Source organism: Schlegelella aquatica (assembly GCF_026013905.1).
Lineage (GTDB): Bacteria > Pseudomonadota > Gammaproteobacteria > Burkholderiales > Burkholderiaceae_C > Caldimonas > Caldimonas aquatica.
In genome coordinates, this window is record NZ_CP110257.1 from 939,500 (window position 1) to 960,529 (window position 21,030).

Below are 21,030 nucleotides of genomic sequence, written 5' to 3' on the forward strand. Positions count from 1 at the left end.
CATGCGCTCCACGATCGGCGGGGCAGAGTCGCGCAGATGCAGGACCTCCGCGCCCCGATGGCCGCGCGTATGAACAACCTGAACGAGGCGCATCAGGAGGACGTGGAGCGTATACGGTCGACAATCGACGACGTGGACCGTCCGTCGACGAAGCGCAGGACTTTGACTTCGCCGCCGCGGGCGAGGACGCCTTCGTGGCCCGCGATCTGGTCGATGCGGTAGTCGCCGCCCTTGACGAGCACGTCGGGCTGGACGGCGTCGATGAGGCGGGCGGGGGTGTCTTCGGAGAAGGGCACGACCCAATCCACCGCGGCGAGCGCGGCGAGCACGGCCATGCGGTCTTCCAGCGGGACGATGGGCCGCGTGGGACCTTTGAGGCGGGCCACCGAGGCGTCGTCGTTGACGGCGACGACGAGCCGGTCGCCCAGCGCACGGGCCTCGGCCAGGTAGCGCACGTGCCCCGCGTGCAGGATGTCGAAGCAGCCGTTGGTCATCACGATGCGTTCGCCGCGCGCGCGGGCCTCGCGCACGCGGGCCAGCAGTGTCGCCTCGTCGACGACGCCGTGCGCGTCGCGCAGGCCGGGCGCCTCGGCGGCCTGCACCAGCTCGCTGCGCGAGACGGTCGCCGTGCCCAGCTTGCCGACGGCGATGCCGGCGGCCACATTGGCCAGACGGGCTGCGGCCTGCCAGGAGGCACCGGTGGCGCGCGCTGCCGCGAGCACCGCGATGACGGTGTCGCCCGCGCCGGTGACGTCGTACACCTCGTGCGCCTGGGCGGGAATGTGCAACGGCTCGCGCCGGCGTTCGAGCAGCGTCATGCCTTCTTCGCTGCGGGTGATCAGCAGGGCCTCCCAGCTCAGGCGCTCCACCAGCTCCATCCCCTTGGCGACCAGTTCCTCCTCGGTCGCGCAGCGGCCCACGGCCCGTTCGAACTCGGCGCGGTTGGGCGTGACGATGCTGGCGCCGCGGTACACCGAGAGGTCGGCCTGCTTGGGGTCGACGAGGACGGCTCTGCCGGCCGCGCGTGCGGCCTGGATGAGCGTGGTCACCTGGGCCAGTGCGCCCTTGCCGTAGTCGGAAAGCACCACCGCATCCACGTCGGCGAGCCACGGGGCGAGATGCTGGGGTGCCAGCGCGGCGGCCTCGCCGGGCGGGTCTTCGAAGTCGAGCCGGATCATCTGCTGGTGATGGCTCAGCACGCGCAGCTTGGTGATGGTGCGCAGGCGCGCTTCGCGGCGGAAGGCGCAGGACACGCCGCCTCGCTCGAGCAGCCCCGCCAGCGTGGTGGCTGCGTCGTCTTCGCCCACCGGACCCACCAGCGTGACGCGGGCGCCGAGGGCCGCCAGACCGAGGGCGACGTTGGCCGCCCCCCCGGCGCGGTGGTCGGCCGCCCGTACGTTGACGACGGGCACCGGCGCTTCGGGGGAAATGCGCTGCGTGCTGCCGGTCCAGTACTGGTCCAGCATCACATCGCCTGCGACCAGCAAACGAACGGAGGAAAAGTCTGGGACGCGCATGAATGTCGATGGGTGGGCGTGCCCCGCTGGACGCGCGGTGCGGCGGCAGGGGGCGAAGTGCGCATTTTCCCTGATTCCGCGCCGGCGAGCGGCCGTGAGGCCCAAGAGTGCGCGGCCCGGGACCGCCCCGATGCCCGGCCGAGGCGCGGCCGGTTAATCTCGGCGCGAGGAGAACAAGCGCATGACAACCACTCGCCGTCCGGGGACCGATCATTACGAGGCCATCTACCGCCAGTTCCGCTGGCACGTGCCGGCGCTGTTCAACATCGCGCAGGTGTGCTGCACGCGGTGGGCACGCAGCCGCGCCGAGGCGCCGGCGATCCTGCACGAGCATGAGGACGGCCGGCAAAGTGCGCTCACCTACGGGGAGTTGCAGGCGCGTGCCAACCGGCTTTCGCACCTGCTGGAGCGGCTGGGGGTCGCGCCCGGAGACCGCGTGGCCGTCGTGATGCCGCAGCGCGTCGAAACGGCGATCGCCCACATGGCGATCTACCAGATGGGCGCGGTCGCAATGCCGTTGTCCATGCTCTTCGGACCCGAGGCGCTGGAGTACCGGCTGGCCGACAGCGAGGCCAAGGTCGCCATTGCCGACGAGAGCTCGATCGCCAATCTGCTCGCCGCCCGGGCGGGTGCGCCGGCGTTGCAGTGCGTGGTGGCCGTCGGCGCGGCGCAAGGCCAGGGTGACATCGACTGGGAGGCGGCGCTCGCCCGGGAGTCCTCGGTCTACAGCGCGCGGCTGACGCACGCCGACGACCCGGCCGTGCTCATCTACACCAGCGGCACGACCGGCCCCCCCAAGGGCGCGCTCATCCCCCACCGCGCGCTCATCGGCAACCTGCCGGGTTTCGTTGCGAGCCAGAATTGGTTTGGCTTCGAGCCGTTTGCGTCGCAGGCGCCTTCCGGCGAGCAGGCGACACCGGGTGAGGCGGCCGAGATGCCGGCGGCCGCGGGAGCGGGGGGCCAGGTCTTCTGGTCGCCAGCGGACTGGGCCTGGACGGGCGGACTGATGGACGCCCTGTTGCCCACGCTTTACTTCGGGCGCCCGATCGTCGCCTACCAGGGCCGTTTCGACGCCGAGAAGGCCTTCGGACTGATGGAGCGGTACCGCGTCACGCACACGTTTCTCTTTCCGACCGCGCTCAAGGCGATGATGAAGGCAGTGCCGAACCCGCGGGAGCACTACCAGTTGCACCTGCAGGCCATCATGAGCGCCGGCGAGGCGGTGGGTGATGCCGTGTTCGCCTACGGCGAGGAAAAGCTCGGCGTCACCATCAACGAGATGTTCGGCCAGACCGAGATCAACTACGTGGTCGGCAACTGCGCGCGCTTGTGGCCCGCGCGGCCGGGCAGCATGGGCAGGCCTTACCCGGGCCATCGCGTGGCGGTCATCGACGACGAGGGTCGTGAATGCCCGCCCGGTACGCCGGGCGACGTGGCGGTGCACCGCTGCGACATCCACGGCGATCCGGACCCCGTGTTCTTCCTCGGTTACTGGCGCAACGAGACGGCCACCCGCGCCAAGTTCACGGGCGACCCGGACAACTCCTGGTGCCGCACGGGCGACACCGCGGTGATGGACGAGGACGGCTACCTCTGGTACCAGGGGCGCAGCGACGATGTGTTCAAGTCGGCCGGCTACCGCATCGGCCCGAGCGAGATCGAGAACTGCCTCGTCAAGCATCCCGCGGTGGCCAACGCGGCGGTCGTGCCCAAACCCGACCCGCAACGCGGCGCGTTGGTCAAGGCCTACGTGGTGCTGGCACCGGGCCACGTCGGCGACGAGCGGCTGGTGCAGGAACTGCAGCACCATGTGCGCGGGCGGCTGGCGCCGTACGAGTACCCGAAGGAGATCGAGTTCATCGACGCGCTGCCGATGACGACCACCGGCAAGGTCCAGCGGCGCGTGCTGCGCCAGCGCGAGGAGGAGCGGGCCCGCCAGAGCCGCACCGGGGCGGAGGTCTGAACGGCCGCTCCCGCCGGTCCTCAGGACAAGGCCGGTTCGCGCAGCAGCGCCAGGACGGCCTGTTCGATCGCCGGCGCCTGCGGCACGAACGCCTGCTCCAGCGGCCGCGAGGACGGCGCGGGGGCGTCCGGCCCAGTGAGCCGCACGACCGGCGCCTTGAGCAGCGGGAACGCCCGTTCCACGACGAGCGCGGCGATCTCCGCCCCCACGCCGCAGGTGCGGCTCGCCTCGTGCACCACGACGAGCCGGCCCGTCTTGCGCACCGACGCGAGGAGGCCCGCCTCATCCAGCGGTTTGAGGCTGCGCAGGTCCAGCACCTCGGCGGAGATGCCGCGTTGCGCGAGCGACTCGGCGGCGCGCAAGCAGTGGCCCACGGTCTTGGCGTAGGAGACGAGCGTCACGTCGCATCCCGCGCGCCGAACCACCGACTGGCCGATCGGCACGAGGTGGTCGCCCGCGGGCACCGGCCCCGCGGCCTCGCCGAGGGCAAGGTCGATGAAGAAGATCACTGGGTTGTCGTCGCGTATGGCCGACTTGAGCAAACCCTTGAAGTCGTCCGCCGTTGAGGGCATCACGACCTTCAACCCGGGCGCGTGGACGAACAGGGCCTCCAGGTTGTGGTTGTGCTGGGCGCCCACGCCCCAGCCGGCGCCCGTATGGGCCAGCGCCACCATCGGGAAGCTGAACTGCCCGCCCGAGAGGTAGCGCAGCTTGCCGGCACTGTTGACCAGGGCGTCCATCGCCAGCGTCATGAACGGCGCGAAGAGCAGGTCCACCACCGGCCGCAGGCCCATTGCCGCCGCACCGGCCGCGGTGCCCGCGATGATGGCTTCGGCCAGCGGCGTGTTGCGTACCCGCTCGGCGCCGAACTCCTGCATCAGATCCGCGCGCTTGGTCGCGACACCCTCTCCGAACATGAGGACTCGCTCGTCGCGCCGCATCTCCTCGGCCAGCGCGCTGGCGATGGCTTGGTTGACGGTCATCGTGTGCATGGCGGTTCCTCGTTCAGGCGTAGACGTCGGTGATCAGCTCGTCCGCCGAGGGGAAGGGCGACGCCTCGGCGAAGGCGAAGGCGGCGTCGAGCGTGGCCTCGACCCGCTGCCGGACGTGGGCCCATTCGCCCTCGGAGAGCACGCCCCGGTCGATCAACCGGCGGGCGAGGAGCTGGATGGGATCGCGGCTCTTCCAGGCGGTCAGTTCATCCGCGTCCACATAGCCCTGATCGTCGGGCTCGAAGTGACCGCGCAGCCGGTAGGTGACGGCTTCGATGAAGCACGGGCCGCCTTGGACCCGGATCGTGTCCACCGCATGCCGGGCGGCGGCATGGACGGCTTCGACGTCGTTGCCGTCCACCACCACCGCCGGCAAACCGTGCGCGGCCGCCCAGGGTCGCACGTGGTCCTGAGGCATCGTCTCCTTGCGATGCACGTAGGCCTGCCACTGGTTGTTCTCGCAGACGAAGAGCACCGGCAACTTCCACACGACCGCGAGGTTGAGCGCCTCGTGGAAGATGCCCTCGCAAGCCGCGCCATCGCCGAAGAAGCAGGCGACGACGCCGGGGCGACCCTGCATCCTCTGCGCGAGCGCCACACCGGGAGCGAGCGAGAGCTCGCCGCCAACGATTGTCGAGGTGAGCACGATGCCCAGCTCCCTGGCCGAGACGTGCAACGAGCCGCTCTTGCCCTTGCAGTAGCCGGTGCTGCGGCCCAGGATCTCGGCGATCAGCCGGCCGGGGTCGGCGCCACGGGCCAGCAAGTGCCCGGCGCTGCGGTGGTTGGTGAGGATGAGGTCGTCCGCGCCGAGCGCGTGCACGACGCCGACCGCTGCGGCTTCCTGGCCGACGGCGGTGCAGGTGCCTGCTGCGCGGCCAGCGGCCTGCAGTTCGGCGAGCCGTTCCTCGTGGCGACGGATCAGTTGCATGGCCTCCAGCATGGAGACCTGTTCGGTGTCTGAAAGCGGGCGGTGCATCGTGTCCTCCTGGGCTCCGGCCCGTCGTGGGCGTGGTCAGGAGGCGAACTGTAGGCGCGGCGCGCCCCGCTTTGTCGCGCGGCGAGGGAGCCTAAGATTCTTTTAAGAAGGCTTGAGGACAGTTTTAGTCGGAGCGGCTGACAAACGGCCCTGCCTGCGGGTTCGCGCGGCATGCGGCACACTGACGGTCTTCATGGAGGACCGAATGGAGTACGTCAAGCTGGGAGACAGCGATCTCAGCGTGTCCAGAGTGTGCCTGGGCACGATGACCTTCGGCGAGCAGGTCGACGAAGCGACCGCCCACGCCATCATGGACCGCGCGCTGGAGCGCGGCATCAACTTCCTCGACACCGCGGAGATGTACTCGGTGCCGCCGCGTGCAGAGACTTTCGGGGCCACCGAGCGCATCCTGGGCAACTGGTTCGCCTCGCGGCCCGGCGTGCGAGACGGCGTGGTGCTCGCATCCAAGGTGGCCGGCCCGGCCCGAGGCTACGACTGGATCCGCAACGCTAGCCCCGACCTCACGGGCGCGGACATCATCGCCGCGTGCGACGCGAGCCTCCGGCGCCTGCGTACCGACCGCATCGACCTCTACCAGATCCACTGGCCCGTGCGCAACGCGCCGATGTTCGGCGCGATCTATTTCGACCCGGCGCGTGACAAGCAGGTGAGCTCGATCCACGAACAGCTGGATGCGATGGGCAAGCTGGTGAAGGCCGGCAAGGTGCGCGCCATCGGCCTGTCGAACGAGACGCCCTACGGGGTGATGGAGTTCCTGCACGTGGCCGAGCAGCACGGCCTGCCTCGCGTGGTCAGCGTGCAGAACCCGTACTGCCTCGTGAACCGCTCGGTCGAGAACGGCCTGGACGAAGTGTTGTACCGCACCGGCGTGTCGCTGCTCGCGTACTCGCCGCTGGGCTTCGGTCTGCTGACCGGCAAGTATGACGAGTGCGGCTTGGCGGCCGGTACGGGGGCGGGGCGTCTTGCGATCTACGACTCTATGAAGAAGCAGCGCTGGGGCCGCGCGGACGCGCTCGCGGCCGCGCGCCGCTACAACGCCCTGGCGCGCCAGCACGGGCTCACGCCCACGCGCATGGCACTGGCCTACTGCTACACGAAGTGGTTGGTGACGAGCACCATCATCGGCGTCACGACGCGCGAGCAGCTCGACGAGGACCTGGACGCCTGGGGCACGACGCTGTCGCCCGAGCTCCTGCAGGCGATCGACCAGGTGCGCTGGGAGATGCGCGACCCGGCGCAGTGAAGAGAGGGGCTTGGCCGACGACATGGGACGACGCGACCACGCTGGCGAAACACCGGCCACCACGATGCTGCGCGAGCATGGGGTGGCGTTCGAGCCGCACCTGTACGAGTACGAGGAGCGTGCTCAAGCCCACGCCCGTGAAGGTCGGGCAGTGCTGAGCACCCTCAACTCGATTCGCTTCCACCCGAGGAGCCCTCCTGCGAGTACTCCTTGAGCCGGTTGTACAGCGTCTTGAGGCTCACGCCCAGCGCGGCGGCCGTCTTTTCCTTGTGGCTGTTGAAGTGCTGCAAGGTGGCGAGGATCAGCGAGCGCTCGACATCGGCCAGCGGGGTGCCGACACGCACGGTGATGTACGGGCCCTTCTGCTCCTGCGCGCTCGGGGCGTCGAAGACCAGCCACTCGTCACCGATGACGGGGCCTTCTTCCATTACGTAGGCGCGCTGCACCACGTTGCGCAACTCGCGCACGTTGCCGGGCCAGCGATGGCTTTGCATCTTCTGCAGGGCTTGCGGCGCGAAGCGCTTGTTCTCGCCTTCGCGCTTGCAGATGTCGTGCAGGAAGTGCTCTGCCAGCAGCGGAATGTCCTCGATGCGGTCGCGCAGCGGGGGCAGATTGATCGGGAAGACGTTCAGGCGGTAGAGCAAATCCTCCCGCAGCTTGCCCTGGGCCACGGCCTGCTCCGGCACCCGGTTGGTCGCGGCGATGATGCGCACGTCGGCCTCGATCGGGGTGGTGGAACCCACACGCATGAAGGTGCCCGTCTCGAGCACGCGCAGGAGCTTGACCTGCAACTCGAGCGGCATCTCGGTGATCTCGTCCAGGAACAGCGTCCCCCCGTGGGCGCGCTCGAAGAAGCCCTGGTGCATGCGGTCGGCGCCCGTGAAGGCGCCTTTCTCGTGGCCGAAGATCTCGCTTTCGATGAGTTGCGGGGAGATGGCCCCGCAGTTCACCGCGAGGAAGAGCTTCTTGCGCCGGCGGCTCAGCTCATGGATGGTTTGCGCGACGACTTCCTTGCCGGTGCCGCTTTCGCCGGTGATGAGCACGGTGATCGCCGTCCCGGAGACGCGGCCGATCTGCTCGTAGACGCGCTGCATGGACGTCGAACGCCCCCACAGCAGGCCGAAACGGCCGGTGCGCTCGAACTCGGCCTTCATGTCGGCCAGCTCGGCGCGCAACTTGGACGGGCGCATGACGCGCGACAGGATGCCCTGCAACTGCTTGATGTTGATGGGCTTGATGAGATAGTCGGCGGCGCCCAGGCGCAGCGCTTGGATCGAAGTCTCCAGGCTGGCGTGGCCGGTGATCAGCACGACCTCCGAATTGGCGAGCGTCTGCGGATCGTTGAACAGCTCCATCCCGCTGCCGTCGGGCAGCATCAGATCCAGCAGCACGATGTCGGGCTCCTGCAGCGCCAGCTGCCGACGCGCATCGCGCAGGCTGTTGGCGGTGGCTGCAGTGAAGCCCTCGCTCGCGATCAAGGCCGCCATCATTTCGGCCGAATCGGCATCGTCCTCGACGATGAGTGCGTGGCCCATGTGTTCCTCCAGGCAGAGCCCTGTGGCCGGGCTCGTGTTGAACTTCGAGTCAGCCTCGGCGCAGCGCTTTCGGCGGCGCTGAGGCAAGAGGGCTGGGCTTGGCGGCGAGGCCCGCCTCGCATCCCTGCCCTTGCATCGCCGCGCAGAGTCGGCACCGCTGTCGCATCGCAAAGCGGTGCCGATTCATTGCGCGCGCAGCGGCGTTGCGGGACCCCTCCACCATACGGCTGACCTTTCTGATCGCTCTCGCGACGTGAGTCGATTATCGAGGCGAAGCTCGAGTTTTCAATCGACAAGACCCTGCGGGGAAGTTACGAACCGCGTGTCCAGGGGTAGTGGCTCGTTTTAGTTCCGACAAAACGTTTCGGCGCGTCGCTTCTCGCCGGCAGAGGCTGGCTGCAGCAGATGGACCAGCGCATCGACGAGCGCATGCGAGTCGATGGGCTTGCCCAGGTGTGCGTCGAAACCCGCGCGCATCGCCCGGGCGCGGTCCTGTGCGCTGGAGAACGCGGTGAGGGCCAGGGCCGGCAGACGGCGCCAACCCTGCCGGGCCTCCTGGGCGCGCCAGCGCCGAAGAAACCCGTAACCGTCCTCGTCCGGCATCGCGATGTCGGAGATCAGCACATCGGGACGGCCCTGCGGGGCCTGTTCGCTCAGGTAGCTGTAAGCAGAAAGCGATCGGTCGAAAGCGCACACCTGCACCCCGTGCTCGCGCAAGATGAACTGGAGAATCTCGCGGCCGTCCGGGTCGTCCTCGACGATGACGGCTTGCTTGCCTGCGAGCAGATGCCGCTGCGGGTGGGCCGGCGATGCGGGTGCGGGCGAGGGGGCGTCGCGTTCGACGCCCACCAGGCGCGAGGAGGGCAGCTCGATCACGAAGGCCGCTCCCCGGCCCCGGCCTTCGCTGCGCGCGTGGAGGCGTCCTCCGTGCAGCTCCACCAGCTGCCGGGCCAGGGTGAGGCCCAGGCCGAGCCCCCCTTGCCGCCGCGTGCTGGAGGCGTCGGCCTGCCGGAAGCGGTCGAAGATCGTCGGCAGCAGGGACGGGTCGATGCCGATGCCCGAGTCCCGCACCTCGATCTCGAAGGCGGCGCCCGCACGGCGCGTCCCGATGTGGATGTGCCCGCCTTCGGGCGTGAACTTGACCGCGTTGGAGATGAGGTTCACCAGCGCCTGGCGCAGACGCTCCACATCGACGCTCACCCTCTCGAGGCTCGGGTCGTGGTGCACCTCCAGCGAGATGCCCTTGGCCTGCACCGCGGGGCGGAAGGTGTCGACCGCCTGCTCGACCACCGGTGCCAACGCCACGCTGCGGCTCTCGAGCTGGACCTTGCTGCGCAGCAGGCGCTGCGTGTCCAGCAAGTCGTCCACCATACGGGCCTGGGCCTGCGTGTTGCGGTCGATGGCGTCCAGCGCCTTGGTCTGCGCTTCGCTCAGTCCGCCGGTCTGCCTCAGCACGTGAGCCCAGCCGCGAATTGCGTTGAGAGGCGAGCGCAGTTCGTGCGAGACGACGGCCAGGAACTCGTCCTTGGCCGAGGCGAGCGCCTCGGCCTCGGCACGGGCGCTGCGCTCGCGCTCGAGCAGCTCCTCGCGTTCGATCTCGCGGTGCTTGCGCTCGGTGATGTCCTCGGCGATGCCGCCGATGCGCACCGGGCGGCCGGCCTGGTCGCGCAGCAGGAAGCGCCGATCGCGGATCCACCGGATGTCGCCGTCGGGCCTGCGAATCCGGTACTCGCGCACGGCATCGTGCTGCGCGGCGTCCGCGAAGAAGGGCTCGCGCAGATGGTGGCGGTCGGCGGGCACGACGGCGTCCGTCCAGCACTGCGGGCGTTGACGGACGGCCTGCACGGGCAGGCCCCACAGCCGTTCGAAGGCCGGGCTCACGTAGAGCAGTTCGCCCCCGTCCACGTCGGCGAGCCAGAACACGTCCTCGCTGCTTTCGGCGAACTGGCGGAAGCGCTGCTCGCTTTCCTCGAGCGCGGAGACGGCATGGCGGCGCTGCGTGATGTCGTAGGCGATGCACAGCACGCTCTCGATCTCGCCATGGCGGTCGAGTTCAGGGATCAGGCGGCAGATGTAGTGCCCCTGGCGCGGTTCTGCGCCCGGCGGGCGCTGCACGGTGAACTGGCACTCCTGCTCCTCGCCTTGGGCGAGCGCCGCGAGGGCCGCCGCACGCCATGCCTGGGCCACCTGCACCGGCAAGCCCGCCTCGGCGCTCGTGCGGCCGATGAGCGCCGCGGGCGGTACGCCGAACGCCGACTCGATCGCTCGGTTGGCATACACGTGGCGCAACTGCAGGTCCAGCCGGGTGATGATGTCCGGCGCGTTCTCGACCAAAGTGCGGAACTCGCGCTCGCGCCGGTCCAGGGCGTCCTCGATGAGTTTCTGGTGCTCGATCTCGGTGGCGATGCCGGCCCACAGCATCGGGGAGCCGTCTGCCCGCGACAGCAGCCGCGCGCGACACAGATGCCAGCGGTAGCGGCCCTGCGCATCGCGCAGGCGGAACTCGGCCTCGAAGACGCCGCCTGCCGATTGCGCCCGGTGCCAGTGCTGGGCGAGGACGCGTCGGTCGTGGGGGTGCACCAGATCGACCCATTGCTCGGCGATCGGCCCGGCGGGCGCGAGGCCGGTGTACTCGAACCATTGCTGGTTGACGTACACCGCGCTGCCGTCCGGCGAGCAGGCGAACAACAGCGCCGGCACCGCATGCGCCAGCCCAGCGAAAGGCAGGCCCGCCAGCGCCGGCAAGCTCTGTTGGCCCTTCACGGGCCGGGGCTGCAGCGTGTGGAAGCTCACGAGCCAAGCCTCGTGTGCCACCGTGTGCAAGCGCTGCAGGCGCACGAACCCCTGCGCGCGCGTGCCCGCGCACAGTCGCGCGACGAGCGGCTCCCCGCTCGCGCCCGGTTCGTCGCGGTGATCCCGCGGATCGACGTCCTCGATCACGTCGGCCAGCGGCCGGCCGATGAGATCACCGGGGGGCATGCCGAGCAGTTCGTCGACGGCGCCAGCGGCGCTGGCTACCCAGGGCGCGGCGCCGTCATCGGGCTCGAGGACCACGAAGTGCAACTCGCCGAGCGCGACGCCGGCGTCGGTGAGCATGGGAGGGGTGGGAAACGTAAGCAACGCGAGTGACGACCACGAGGACGGGACAGGGGGCGGCGGTGGCAGCCTGCCGCCGAACGGGCGGCCGCTTCAGCGGTACCGGGCCGAGCGCTCCCAGGGCGGGCACCCGGGACGTACCGGTCTGGGGGTGCCCCAGGTGGCGGTGTCGTTGCAGAGGTCGGAGGCTTCTTGCGAGCCGTCGGCGCGCGCGGTGCCCGAAGTGTCGGGCGAACCGGGCTGTGCCGCGGCCTCGGAGGCCTCGCTCGCGGCGGACGCCCCTGGCGGGGGCGGCTGGACTGCGTGGCGGCGCATGCTGTTCTCTCCTACACATTCCGCTTCGCAGTCGCGGCACGGGCCGGCCGAAGCGGTGCCATCGATCCGAATGCAATGGGCGGCCCCCCGCGCCGCGCCGCAGCGCCGCCGGGTCGGCCGTCCCTCGGATGCACGGCATGGGGCTAGCAACGCGCGTGCCCGAGTCGGTCGCCGGCAGTCCTACAAGTGCGCGGCACAAACGTTGCTCGGAGGGGGCGTGGGCGCGTGCCCCATGCGAGCAACGCGTGCACAGTCTGTGTCACTTCAACTGGAAGGAGCTGCCGTGGTCAATTTCATCGTATGGCTAGTCGTAGGAGGAGTGATCGGCTGGATCGCCAGCATGATCATGCGCACTGACGCTCAGCAGGGCGTCATCCTCAATGTCGTGGTCGGCATCGTCGGCGCTGCGCTGGGCGGGTGGCTGATCTCCCCGCTGGTGGGGGTCCCCAGCATCAACCAGGACAGCTTCAGTATCGGCGCCATGCTGGTGTCGCTGGTGGGTGCGATCGTGCTGCTTGCGATCGTCAACCTTTTCCGTCGAGGCAGCGTGCGCTGAGGGAATCCTTCAGAAAAACTGGCCGAAATTCCTACCAACCATGCGGGTCTTACGCCGGTGCAGCCTTCGTCATGCAGCCTTCTCGACAAGGGGCCGCGGCCCCTTGCGCGAGCAGGCGATGACGGGTCCGCGGGCACCGAGCCACGTGGCCGGCAGGCCCGCCGCTTAAACGGGAGCACGTTCATGGAAAACCAACCGAGCACCTCGATCGGTACCGGGATGTCGGGCACCAACTCGGCGACCTCGTCGGCTACCGGGGCCGGCACCAGCGCCTCCAGCGCGCACGCCACGGTGGACCGTCTCGCGCAGACGGCCCACGAGACGGTGGACAAGCTGGCCGCCAAGGCCGGTCCGGCACTGGAGCGCATGCGCGGCACGACCACCAACCTGCGCGAGCAGATGCGCGGCAAGGCGAGCGAGTGGAGCTCGATGGAGCAGGAGTGGGTGGAGGCGGCCCGCGGTTACGTGCGCGAGCACCCGTTCACTTCGCTGGCGATCGCCGCGCTGGCGGGCATGGTCATCGCGCGCATGACCCACCACCGGTGACCACGATGGAGCGCCCGACCATCGCGCCGGAAGCCGGATCGCCCTCGGAGGTCGGTGCCTCGTCGGCAGGGTTGCCGCCCGCCGGCGAGGCGGCGCCGCCCGGGGCGGGCACCGCCCCTGCGGCCACCTCTTTCACGCACGCCCTGGGCCTGACGTGGGAGGAGGTGCGCGGGGTGCTCCAGGAGCGCATGCGCCTGTTTTCGTTGGAGGCTCAGCGCAGCGGGCTCGCCCTCGTGCAGATCGTGCTGTACGGCGTGATGGCGGCCGTGCTCGTCGTCACCGCGTGGCTGGCGCTGATGGGCGGCATTGCGGTGTGGCTGGTGCTCAACGCCGGCTTGCACTGGGCGGTGGCCGTGGTGGTGATCGCGGCGTCCAATGTCGTCGTGGCCGCCGTGCTCGGCGCGGCCATGCGCAAGCTTGTTCCTCAACTGGGGTTTCCCGCCACGGTGCGGCAGTTGCGCGGCGGGGTGGCGCCGCAGCCGCCGGGCCCCCGCTCGTGAGAGGTCGCCATGTTGCGTTCGACGTTGCGCCGGCTCGAGGATGAGATCCGTCAGTGCGAAGCCCGGGTGGAGTGGCAGGACGCGCGGGCGGCGGCCCAGTGGCACGAGTTGCACCGTGCCGGGCGCCGCCGTCTGAAATCGCTGGCCTTGGGCGGCGTGGTCACCGCGGCCAGCGGGCTGGCCTTGCGGCGCTACAGCCGTCGCCGGGCCGCGTCTCGGCCCGGCGGTCGGGCCCCGTGGTGGCACCATCTGCTCGGACCGGCTTTCCTGCCGCTGGTGGCCTCTGCGGCAGCGCCCCTCGTGGGCCGCAAGGGAGCGAGCTTCCTTGCCGGTCTGGGGCTGCCCTTTCACGTGAAGGAGCCCGAGCCCCTGGAGTTGGTGGCGGAGCTCGACCCCTCCTTGCTGGCCGGACAGTGGTACGAGATCGCCCGCCTGCCCGCCCACCCGGCGCGCGAGGTGGCGAGCGACGTGACGCTGGAGTACCTGTGGCACGACGACGGGAGCCTGGAGGTGGTCGAGCGCGGCCGCCGGGGCGACGGCAGCGAGCACGTCGCGCACTTCGCCGCCCGCCTTGCACCGGGCGCGGTCACGCTGGCCCAGCTCGAACTCACCGGCGCGCCTTTCTGGCTGCGCTGGTGGCCGGGCAGCTGGGCCGACCACTGGGTGCTCGATCTGAGCGGGGACGGTCAAGCCCTGATGGTGGGCACGCCGGAGCGCGACCGGTTGTGGATTCTGGCGCGCACGCCGGCGCTGGACGAGTCGGGCTACCAGGCCTTCGTGGCGCGGGCGGCGGCCCAGGGTTTCGACGTGCAGCGGCTGGTGCGCACGGCGCATGAACCGCGCAAGGTGGCGCAGGCCCATGTGGAGGCGGCCGCGCCGCAGGCGCAAAGCCAGGAGGCGGCCATGACCTGGCCGGTCCCCGAGCGCGAGGGCCGCTCCGCAGCGCGTCCGGGTCTGTGACCGGGCCCTTCGCGGGGCTCCCTGCTCATGGAGGCCTTGTTCGCGCTGGAGGTGCCGGTGTGGGAGATCGTCCTGCGCGGCACCTTGGTCTACTGGTTCCTGTTTCTCATCTTCCGCTTCATCGTGCGGCGCGACGTCGGCTCGGTGGCGATTGCCGACGTGCTGCTGCTCGTGCTCATCGCGGATGCCTCCCAGAACGCGATGGCCGGCGGCTACAAGACGGTGAGCGAGGGAGCGCTGCTGGTGGCCACGATCGTCTCCTGGAACTACCTGTTGGACTGGGCCAGCTTCCGCTTCGAATGGGTGCGCCGGCTGGCCGAGCCGCCTCCGTTGCCGCTGGTGTGGCGGGGACGCATCCTCTACCGCAACCTGCGCAAGGAGTTCCTGCCGGTGGAGGAGCTGAAGGCGCACCTGCGCCAGAAGGGCATCGAGGACCTGTCGCAGGTGAAGGTGGCCTACATGGAAAGCGACGGCAGCCTGAGCGTCATTCGCAGGCGCTGAGCGGGCGGGGCGCGGTCTCGTGCTGCTTGCGGGGCACCGCGCTTGCTGCGACATGCAGGAACACCGCACCCCCGCCTGCGGCTCCGCCCGCGGCGCGACAGCCCGGGCACCTCCGGTGACCGGGCGGGTGCCTGGCGAAGGAGAGCTTCATGGCACACAGCAACATCCTGGGCGGCGACCGTTCGCCCCAGCAGCCCAGCGGGCGCACGCTGCGCGATCTCGGTCCCAGCGACACGTCGGACACCGGCAGCGACATCGCCGGCGCACCGGGGGCGATCGACCACCTGCCGGACGACCTCGACGGCGGGCCCATCTCCGACATCGGGCGGGCCGCGGGGGCGGGAGCCGATGTGGGTGACGCCGAGATGGACGGCGACAGCGATCACGGCGGCACCGGGGAGGCCACCGCGGCCGGCCGCGAGCCGCGAGGCGTCGAAGGAGCCGACATCATGCCGGACCGCATCATCGGCCCCGAGGGCGAGGAGGTGTTCGACGACGAGGCACTCGCAGGCGCCGCGGCCGAACCCGCCGAAGACGTGGGCGACGAGGAGGCCGGCGAGGACGAGCGTCTCGACGGCCAGGACTCCGCCCGCACCGTGCCCCCGGGGCCGGCGAAGAGGCCCGCGTGATGACGCCGGCGAGGCGCGCTCAGGCGAGGTGGGCTCAGCCGAGGTAACGCTGCAACTGCGTCACATCGACCGGCTTGACCATGTGGGCGTCGAAGCCCGCCGCCAGGGCGCGCTCCACGTCCTGCGGCTGGCCGTAGCCCGACAGCGCCACCAGGGTGGTGCGCCGGCCGGCCGCCCGCACGCGCTGGGCGATCTCGTAGCCGGTGAGGCCGGGCAGGCCGATGTCCACCAGCGCGAGGTCGGGGTCTTCCTCCAGCAGCAGTTGCAGGCCCGAGGTGCCGTCCTCGGCGGAGCGCACCTGGTGGCCCGCCAGCGTGAGGAGGCTTTCGATCGCGAGGCGGGCGTCGTCGTTGTCTTCCACCACGACGACACGCTTGCTGTTCGAGGGCCCCGGGGCGGTTCGCGTGAGAGCGGCGCCGGACGGGTGAATGCGCGGCAGTCGCACGGTGAAGGTGCTGCCGCGGTTGGGGCCTTCACTGTGGGCCCCCACGCTGCCGCCGTGGAGCTCGACCAAGCGCCGCACCAGGGTGAGCCCGATCCCCAATCCGCCCTGGCGGCGGTCCAAGGCGCGCTCGCCCTGGACGAACAGGTCGAAGATGCGCGGCAGCAGCTCGGGAGCGAGACCGATGCCGGTATCGCGCACTTCCAGCAGGGCCTGCTCGCCGTCCTCGCCGACTCGCACGTGGATCGACCCGTCTGCCGGGGTGTACTTCACGGCGTTCGTGAGCAGGTTGGTGATCACCTGCTCCATGCGCACCGGGTCCGCCTCGATCCACACATCGTGGTACTCGACGCTGAGCTTGTGTTGCCTCAGCGAGCCGGCCACCTCCATGGCGCCCAGCGTGCGCCGGACCAACTGGGCCAAGTTGACAGGCTGGCGTGTCAGGGTGATCTTGCCGGCGGTGGCGCGCGCCATGTCGAGCAGGTCGTTCATGAGCCGCGCCAGGTGGCTCGTCTGCCGGGCGATGATGCGACGGGCGCTGGCGGCGGTCTCGTGACGGTGATCCACCCGGTTGAGCACCTCGACGGCCGCGGCGATGGCTCCCAGGGGGTTGCGCAGCTCGTGACCGAGCATGGCGAGGAACTCGTCCTTGGCGCGGTTGGCGTTCTCGGCCTCCCGGCGGGCGGCTTGTTCGCGGGCGACCAAGGCGGCGCGCTCTTGCTCGACCAGCTTCTGGTCGGTGACGTCCACGCACACCCCCACCATGCGCCAGGGCTGCCCGGCATCGTCGTAGGTCAGCAAGGCCCGGCTCGCGAGCCAGCGCAGCGTGCCGTCCGGCCGGATGGCGCGGAACTCGAACGTGGCGCGGTCGGCGTGCCGCGCGATGGCTTCCCGGATCTGGGCCCGGGTCCGGTGGGCGTCCTCCTTCACCACCCGGCGCCACCAGCCCCGTGCGCCGGGCTCCACCGCCTGGAGCTCGACGCCGAAAAGCTTGGCGAGGCCCGACGTCCACACGGCGCTGTCGTCGGCGAAGTGGTAGTCGAAGAAGCCGACGTGCCCGGCCTCCTGCGCGAGCTCGACCAGGTTCTGGCTCTCTCGCAGCCGGCGCTCGGCGAGGATGAGCCGCCGTTCGGCCTGCTTGCGCTCGGTGATGTCCACGAACGCGCCGACGGCGCCGCGCGGGCGGCCATCGGCTGCGCGCAAGGGCACGGCATAGGCCAGCAGGTTGACCCTGCGCCCGTCGTCGTAGACGATTTCCAGCTCCAGGTCGCGCGTCTCCAGGCCCTCGAGGCAGGCCCGCTGCAGGGGGCGTTCCGAGGGCGGCAGCTCACGCCCGTAACGCATGATCTTCGGCGAGGCTCCCAGCGAGCGGGGCCGCTCGTGCCCGTCGTGGCCCCAGCGGCCCGGGGAGGCATTGAGGATGGCCGCCAGCGCCGGATTCATCAGCGTGGAGCGGCAATCCGGGTCTTGCGCGATGACGAGACCGATCGGGCTGCCGTTGAACAAGGCCTCGAACTCGTCGGCCTTGGCCTGTAGACGCTGGCGGGCCAGCTCGCGTTGCTCCGCGGCGTAGCGCAATGCGTCGCGCAGCACCGCGATCTCGCGCACCACCACGTTGCGGCGCACCGCATCCGGGCCGAACAGCGCGAGCTGGCGCAAGGGACCGGTGACCTGGCGGGCGACGACCAGGGCGAGCGCCAGGCCGATCGAGAACGACAGCAAGCCAGCCCCCAGCGCGGAGGCGATGGCGCCCAGCTGGGCCCGGTCGAGCGGCCCGGCTTCCACGCCCACGCCCACCCCCCAGCCCGCCAGCGGCACCCGTTGCCAGGCGGCGTACATCGCGTCCGAGCCCCGGTGGGGGGCCGGGCGCACGCCGGCCCGCGCGTCGCCCGTGGCCCAGGGCAGCGCGGCCTGCTCGCCCGTGCCGAGGGAGCCCGGATCCAGACTGTGCGCGATGATGCGGGAATTGCCGTCGTAAAGGGACAGGAACCCGCCGCTGGGCACGCTCGCGTCGCGCATGAGCTTTTGCCAGTTGGAGGCGGGGATGACCGCGCCCAGCACGTACTGAAGGCGCCCGTCCCTCAGGACGGGGACCTGGATGGTCGTGACCAGCTCGCCGCGGCCGGCGGTGTCGTCGTAGCTCACGCCCAGATCCGAGATGACCGGCTCGCGCAGCGTGCGAAGTTGCTCGAACTCGATGGTGCCCGCCAGTTCGCCCACGGGCCGCCCCAAGGGGCGCTTGGTCGAGAACAGCACGCGCCCGTCCGGTGCGGCGAGGTAGGCGTGGTCCCAGCTGGCGCGCAGCGTGGGCCAGCGCGTCAAGGTGTCATAGAAGCGCGCGATGTCGTGGCGCTGCAGGGATTCGGCGTAGGCGAGGATCGACAGCGCATCGATCGAGGACACCAGTTCGCGCTCCACGGCCAGCGCGAAGGTGTTGGCCGTGCGGCGCAGGCCTTCCTCGAGCTGGGTGCGGGCGGCCAGGGTCTCGCGGTAGACGAGGTAGGACACATACAGCGCCATGGGGACCGTCGCAATGACGATCACGAGCACCCAGTAGGCGCCTAGAGATGCGGCCGGCCATTGCACACGCAACCGCCACCCCCGCAAGGCCTTGCTCGCGTGCGCGGTGATTGTTGCGACGCGGCGCCACCCGAACGACTGCATGCGACAACCCGACAACCCGTGCTTTGTGTATGTGTCGTGCAGACGGCCCATCGACCCGCCGCCTGCGTCGGCCACCCTCGAGGGCGCAATCATGCGGCGAAGACGCCCTCCAACCTTGAACGAATGTAACCGAGCGCAGCGGCTGCGCGGTGCCCCGGGCATGGGGGTTGCCGCCTAAAGGGCAGTCGCACCCCGGGACGCGAGTCTCGGCTCGGGGGCATCCGGGCCGACCGAGAGGTGGCCCTCACGACGGAAAGGAGTACGACGATGGCAGACATCACTTCGGGCGAAGGCGCCCGCATCGACATCAACGCGAGCGGCCCCGGGCCGCGGCTCATGACCGCGGACACGCTCACGGGCGACAAGGTGGTCAACCGCCAGGGCGAGACGCTCGGCACGATCGACCACATCATGCTCGACGTGCCGCGCGGACGGATCGCCTACGCGGTCATGTCTTCCGGCGGGTTCCTCGGCCTGGGCGACAAGCTGTTCGCGATTCCATGGAGCGCGCTCACGCTCGACACCGAGCGCAAGTGCTTCATCCTGGACGCCGACAAGGAGTTCTTCAAGAGCGCACCGGGTTTCGACAAGGACCACTGGCCGGCCGAAGCCGACATGAGCTGGCACCAGGCGCTGCACTCGACGTACCGGTCGCGGCCCTACTGGGAATGAGGAGGCTCAGATGCAAGACACTGCACGCACCGGCGGCCGCGGTCTGTGGACCGCGCTGATCCTCGGCGCGCTGGCCGGCGCCAGCATCGCCGCTTACCGTGCCCGCCGCCGCCAGCAGGCGATGGGCGAGACGCAGGGCCGCTCCTACGGCAGCCGCGCGGACGTCACGTCGTCACTGCGGCCAGAGGAGGGCGAGGCGGCGGGTCTGGGCGGCTCGGCTCTCTACCGGGGCGACGGCTCGGGCGGCTCCACACTGCCCGCGGGGACGGGCGCGGTCGGCGGGCCGAGCAGCACCGTGTTGTGAGGCGGGCAGACGCAGTCTTCCCTGCCTTCTCGCGCAAGGCCGCCCTGGAGGCGGCCTTTTCTATTTCCTCGTGTCGTCTTGGTGCTTCATTCCGTGGGGCAGGCGCCTCACGGCGTTCCAGGGAAGTTTTACCGGCGCCTCGCCGCACCTGCGGGGGTGCAGAGCCCGCGTCGCACGCCGGCCACCGCAGGCCCGTCGGTCGCAGGGCGGGGCGAGAGTGGCACACCGTTTGCCAGAGCGGGGGGACCTTCCACCGCTGGAACGACGCCATGAAGAACCGCGCACGCCGAGCCCCGTTGAAGATCGCTCTCATCAGCGAGCATGCGTCTCCGCTGGCCACCCTCGGCGGCGTGGACGCCGGGGGCCAGAACATCTACGTGGCCCACATGGCCCGTTGTCTGGCCGAGGCCGGTCATCAGGTCGACGTGTTCACGCGGCGCGACGACGCGATGCTGCCCACCGTCGTGCACCTGCGGCCCGGGCTGCGCGTCGTCCACATCGATGCCGGCCCGCCGAGCTTCGTGCCCAAGGAGCACTTGCTGCCCCACATGGCGCGCTTTGCCAGCGAGTGCGAGCGTCTCTTTCGCAACACGGGGGGCTACGACGTCGTTCACGCGAACTTCTTCATGTCGGGCCTGGTCGCGTTGCACCTCAAGCACACGCTGGGCGTTCCGTTCGCGATCACCTTCCATGCGCTGGGCTTGGTGCGCCGCGAGCATCAGGGCGAAGCGGACGGCTTTCCGGCCGAGCGCATCGACATCGAGCGGCAACTCGTCGCCGAGGCGGACTGCATCGTCGCGGAATGCCCGCAGGACCGCGCCGACCTGGTGAGGCTGTACGGCGCCGACGAGCGCCGCATGGTGATGGTGCCCTGCGGGTTCGATCCGGCGGAGTTCTCGCCGATGGACCGGCGCCGGGCGCGCCTCGAACTGGGCCTCGACCCGGGCGAGTTCGTGGTGCTGCAGCTCGGCCGGATGGTGCCTCGCAAGGGCGTGGACAACGTGATTCGCTCGATCGCGCACTTGCCCACCGACGTGCCGGCCAGGGTGTTGGTCGTCGGCGGCGAGTCGGAGGAGCCCGACGAGCGCGCCACGCCCGAGATCGGCCGCCTGCGCGCCATCGCGCGTGAGCTGGGCGTGGAGTCGCGCATGAGCTTTGCCGGGCGCCGGCAGCGCGCTGACCTGCGGCGCTACTACTGCGCGGCCGATGTGTTCGTCACCACGCCTTGGTACGAGCCGTTCGGGATCACCCCCTTGGAGGCGATGGCCTGCGGCACGCCGGTGATCGGCAGTGCGGTGGGAGGCATCCAGTACTCGGTGGTGCAAGGCGTCACCGGCTACCTCGTGCCCGCCCGCGACCCGGCCGCGCTCGCCGAGCGTCTGGCCTGGTTGCACCGCAACCCCGAGCTGGCCCGCGCGCTGGGGCGCGCCGGCATTCGGCGGGCGCGCTCGCTGTTCACCTGGGAGCGGGTGGCGGGGCAACTGGGCCAGGTGCTGCAGACGCTGCGGCACACCGAGCGCAGGCGCCAATCGGCCGTGGTGGTGCCGCTGCGACGCACCGCGGTGCTGACCGCCGTGCAGGGCGCCACCCCGTGACGG

Annotated in this window: 17 protein-coding genes; 11 read left to right on the plus strand and 6 right to left on the minus strand. The window is 70.4% G+C overall.

Annotation, left to right across the window (positions count from 1 at the left end; translation table 11 throughout):
• Positions 1-92 precede the first annotated feature (92 nt).
• Positions 93-1,517 carry a bifunctional D-glycero-beta-D-manno-heptose-7-phosphate kinase/D-glycero-beta-D-manno-heptose 1-phosphate adenylyltransferase HldE gene (gene hldE, locus OMP39_RS04235; protein WP_264893549.1) on the minus strand — a complete coding sequence of 475 codons (1,425 nt, stop codon included), beginning with the start codon at positions 1,515-1,517 and terminating at the stop codon, positions 93-95.
• Positions 1,518-1,698: 181 nt separating this feature from the next.
• On the opposite strand from hldE, the gene OMP39_RS04240 reads away from it, so the two are divergent.
• Entirely contained in the window at positions 1,699-3,480 is a 1,782-nt protein-coding gene (locus OMP39_RS04240) for an acetate--CoA ligase (protein ID WP_264893550.1), read from the plus strand.
• 20 nt (positions 3,481-3,500) lie between these two features.
• Here OMP39_RS04240 and OMP39_RS04245 read toward each other — a convergent pair whose 3' ends face one another.
• Both OMP39_RS04245 and OMP39_RS04250 read right to left on the minus strand, forming a co-directional pair.
• Complete coding sequence (locus tag OMP39_RS04245; RefSeq protein WP_264893551.1) at positions 3,501-4,472, minus strand: alpha-ketoacid dehydrogenase subunit beta; 972 nt, start codon at positions 4,470-4,472, stop codon at positions 3,501-3,503.
• A 13-nt stretch (positions 4,473-4,485) separates the two neighbouring features.
• Complete coding sequence (locus OMP39_RS04250; protein WP_264893552.1) at positions 4,486-5,448, minus strand: thiamine pyrophosphate-dependent dehydrogenase E1 component subunit alpha; 963 nt, start codon at positions 5,446-5,448, stop codon at positions 4,486-4,488.
• Between the two features lie 205 nt (positions 5,449-5,653).
• Between OMP39_RS04250 and OMP39_RS04255 the strand changes: the two genes are divergently transcribed.
• Positions 5,654-6,712 carry an aldo/keto reductase gene (locus OMP39_RS04255; protein WP_264893553.1) on the plus strand — a complete coding sequence of 353 codons (1,059 nt, stop codon included), beginning with the start codon at positions 5,654-5,656 and terminating at the stop codon, positions 6,710-6,712.
• Positions 6,713-6,876: 164 nt separating this feature from the next.
• Here the strand turns inward: OMP39_RS04255 and OMP39_RS04260 are convergent, their stop codons facing one another.
• A complete protein-coding gene (locus OMP39_RS04260) occupies positions 6,877-8,247 on the minus strand; it encodes a sigma-54-dependent transcriptional regulator (protein WP_264893554.1) in 1,371 nt (456 codons plus the stop codon).
• 345 nt (positions 8,248-8,592) lie between these two features.
• Positions 8,593-11,343 carry a hybrid sensor histidine kinase/response regulator gene (locus OMP39_RS04265; RefSeq protein ID WP_264893555.1) on the minus strand — a complete coding sequence of 917 codons (2,751 nt, stop codon included), beginning with the start codon at positions 11,341-11,343 and terminating at the stop codon, positions 8,593-8,595.
• A 655-nt stretch (positions 11,344-11,998) separates the two neighbouring features.
• On the opposite strand from OMP39_RS04265, the gene OMP39_RS04270 reads away from it, so the two are divergent.
• The 6 genes from OMP39_RS04270 (at position 11,999) to OMP39_RS04295 (ending at position 15,350) form a co-directional block, all read left to right on the plus strand.
• Positions 11,999-12,214 (plus strand): GlsB/YeaQ/YmgE family stress response membrane protein, encoded by a 216-nt coding sequence (locus OMP39_RS04270; RefSeq protein ID WP_425340660.1) that lies wholly within the window; start codon positions 11,999-12,001, stop codon positions 12,212-12,214.
• A 183-nt stretch (positions 12,215-12,397) separates the two neighbouring features.
• A complete protein-coding gene (locus OMP39_RS04275) occupies positions 12,398-12,760 on the plus strand; it encodes an ElaB/YgaM/YqjD family protein (protein WP_264893557.1) in 363 nt (120 codons plus the stop codon).
• 5 nt (positions 12,761-12,765) lie between these two features.
• Complete coding sequence (locus tag OMP39_RS04280; RefSeq protein WP_264893558.1) at positions 12,766-13,260, plus strand: phage holin family protein; 495 nt, start codon at positions 12,766-12,768, stop codon at positions 13,258-13,260.
• 9 nt (positions 13,261-13,269) lie between these two features.
• The gene (locus tag OMP39_RS04285) at positions 13,270-14,220 is read left to right on the plus strand and encodes a lipocalin family protein (RefSeq protein ID WP_264893559.1); all 951 of its coding nucleotides are present in this window, start codon (positions 13,270-13,272) and stop codon (positions 14,218-14,220) included.
• Positions 14,221-14,247: 27 nt separating this feature from the next.
• Positions 14,248-14,721 (plus strand): DUF421 domain-containing protein, encoded by a 474-nt coding sequence (locus OMP39_RS04290; RefSeq protein WP_264893560.1) that lies wholly within the window; start codon positions 14,248-14,250, stop codon positions 14,719-14,721.
• Between the two features lie 149 nt (positions 14,722-14,870).
• Positions 14,871-15,350, plus strand: coding sequence for a hypothetical protein (locus OMP39_RS04295; protein ID WP_264893561.1), 480 nt, complete (start codon positions 14,871-14,873; stop codon positions 15,348-15,350).
• A 34-nt stretch (positions 15,351-15,384) separates the two neighbouring features.
• Here OMP39_RS04295 and OMP39_RS04300 read toward each other — a convergent pair whose 3' ends face one another.
• Positions 15,385-18,456, minus strand: coding sequence for a hybrid sensor histidine kinase/response regulator (locus OMP39_RS04300; protein WP_264893562.1), 3,072 nt, complete (start codon positions 18,454-18,456; stop codon positions 15,385-15,387).
• 267 nt (positions 18,457-18,723) lie between these two features.
• Between OMP39_RS04300 and OMP39_RS04305 the strand changes: the two genes are divergently transcribed.
• The 3 genes from OMP39_RS04305 (at position 18,724) to OMP39_RS04315 (ending at position 21,027) form a co-directional block, all read left to right on the plus strand.
• A complete protein-coding gene (locus OMP39_RS04305) occupies positions 18,724-19,128 on the plus strand; it encodes a PRC-barrel domain-containing protein (RefSeq protein ID WP_264893563.1) in 405 nt (134 codons plus the stop codon).
• A 10-nt stretch (positions 19,129-19,138) separates the two neighbouring features.
• The gene (locus OMP39_RS04310) at positions 19,139-19,432 is read left to right on the plus strand and encodes a hypothetical protein (RefSeq protein ID WP_264893564.1); all 294 of its coding nucleotides are present in this window, start codon (positions 19,139-19,141) and stop codon (positions 19,430-19,432) included.
• Between the two features lie 269 nt (positions 19,433-19,701).
• Positions 19,702-21,027 carry a glycosyltransferase family 4 protein gene (locus tag OMP39_RS04315; protein ID WP_264893565.1) on the plus strand — a complete coding sequence of 442 codons (1,326 nt, stop codon included), beginning with the start codon at positions 19,702-19,704 and terminating at the stop codon, positions 21,025-21,027.
• Positions 21,028-21,030 lie beyond the last annotated feature (3 nt).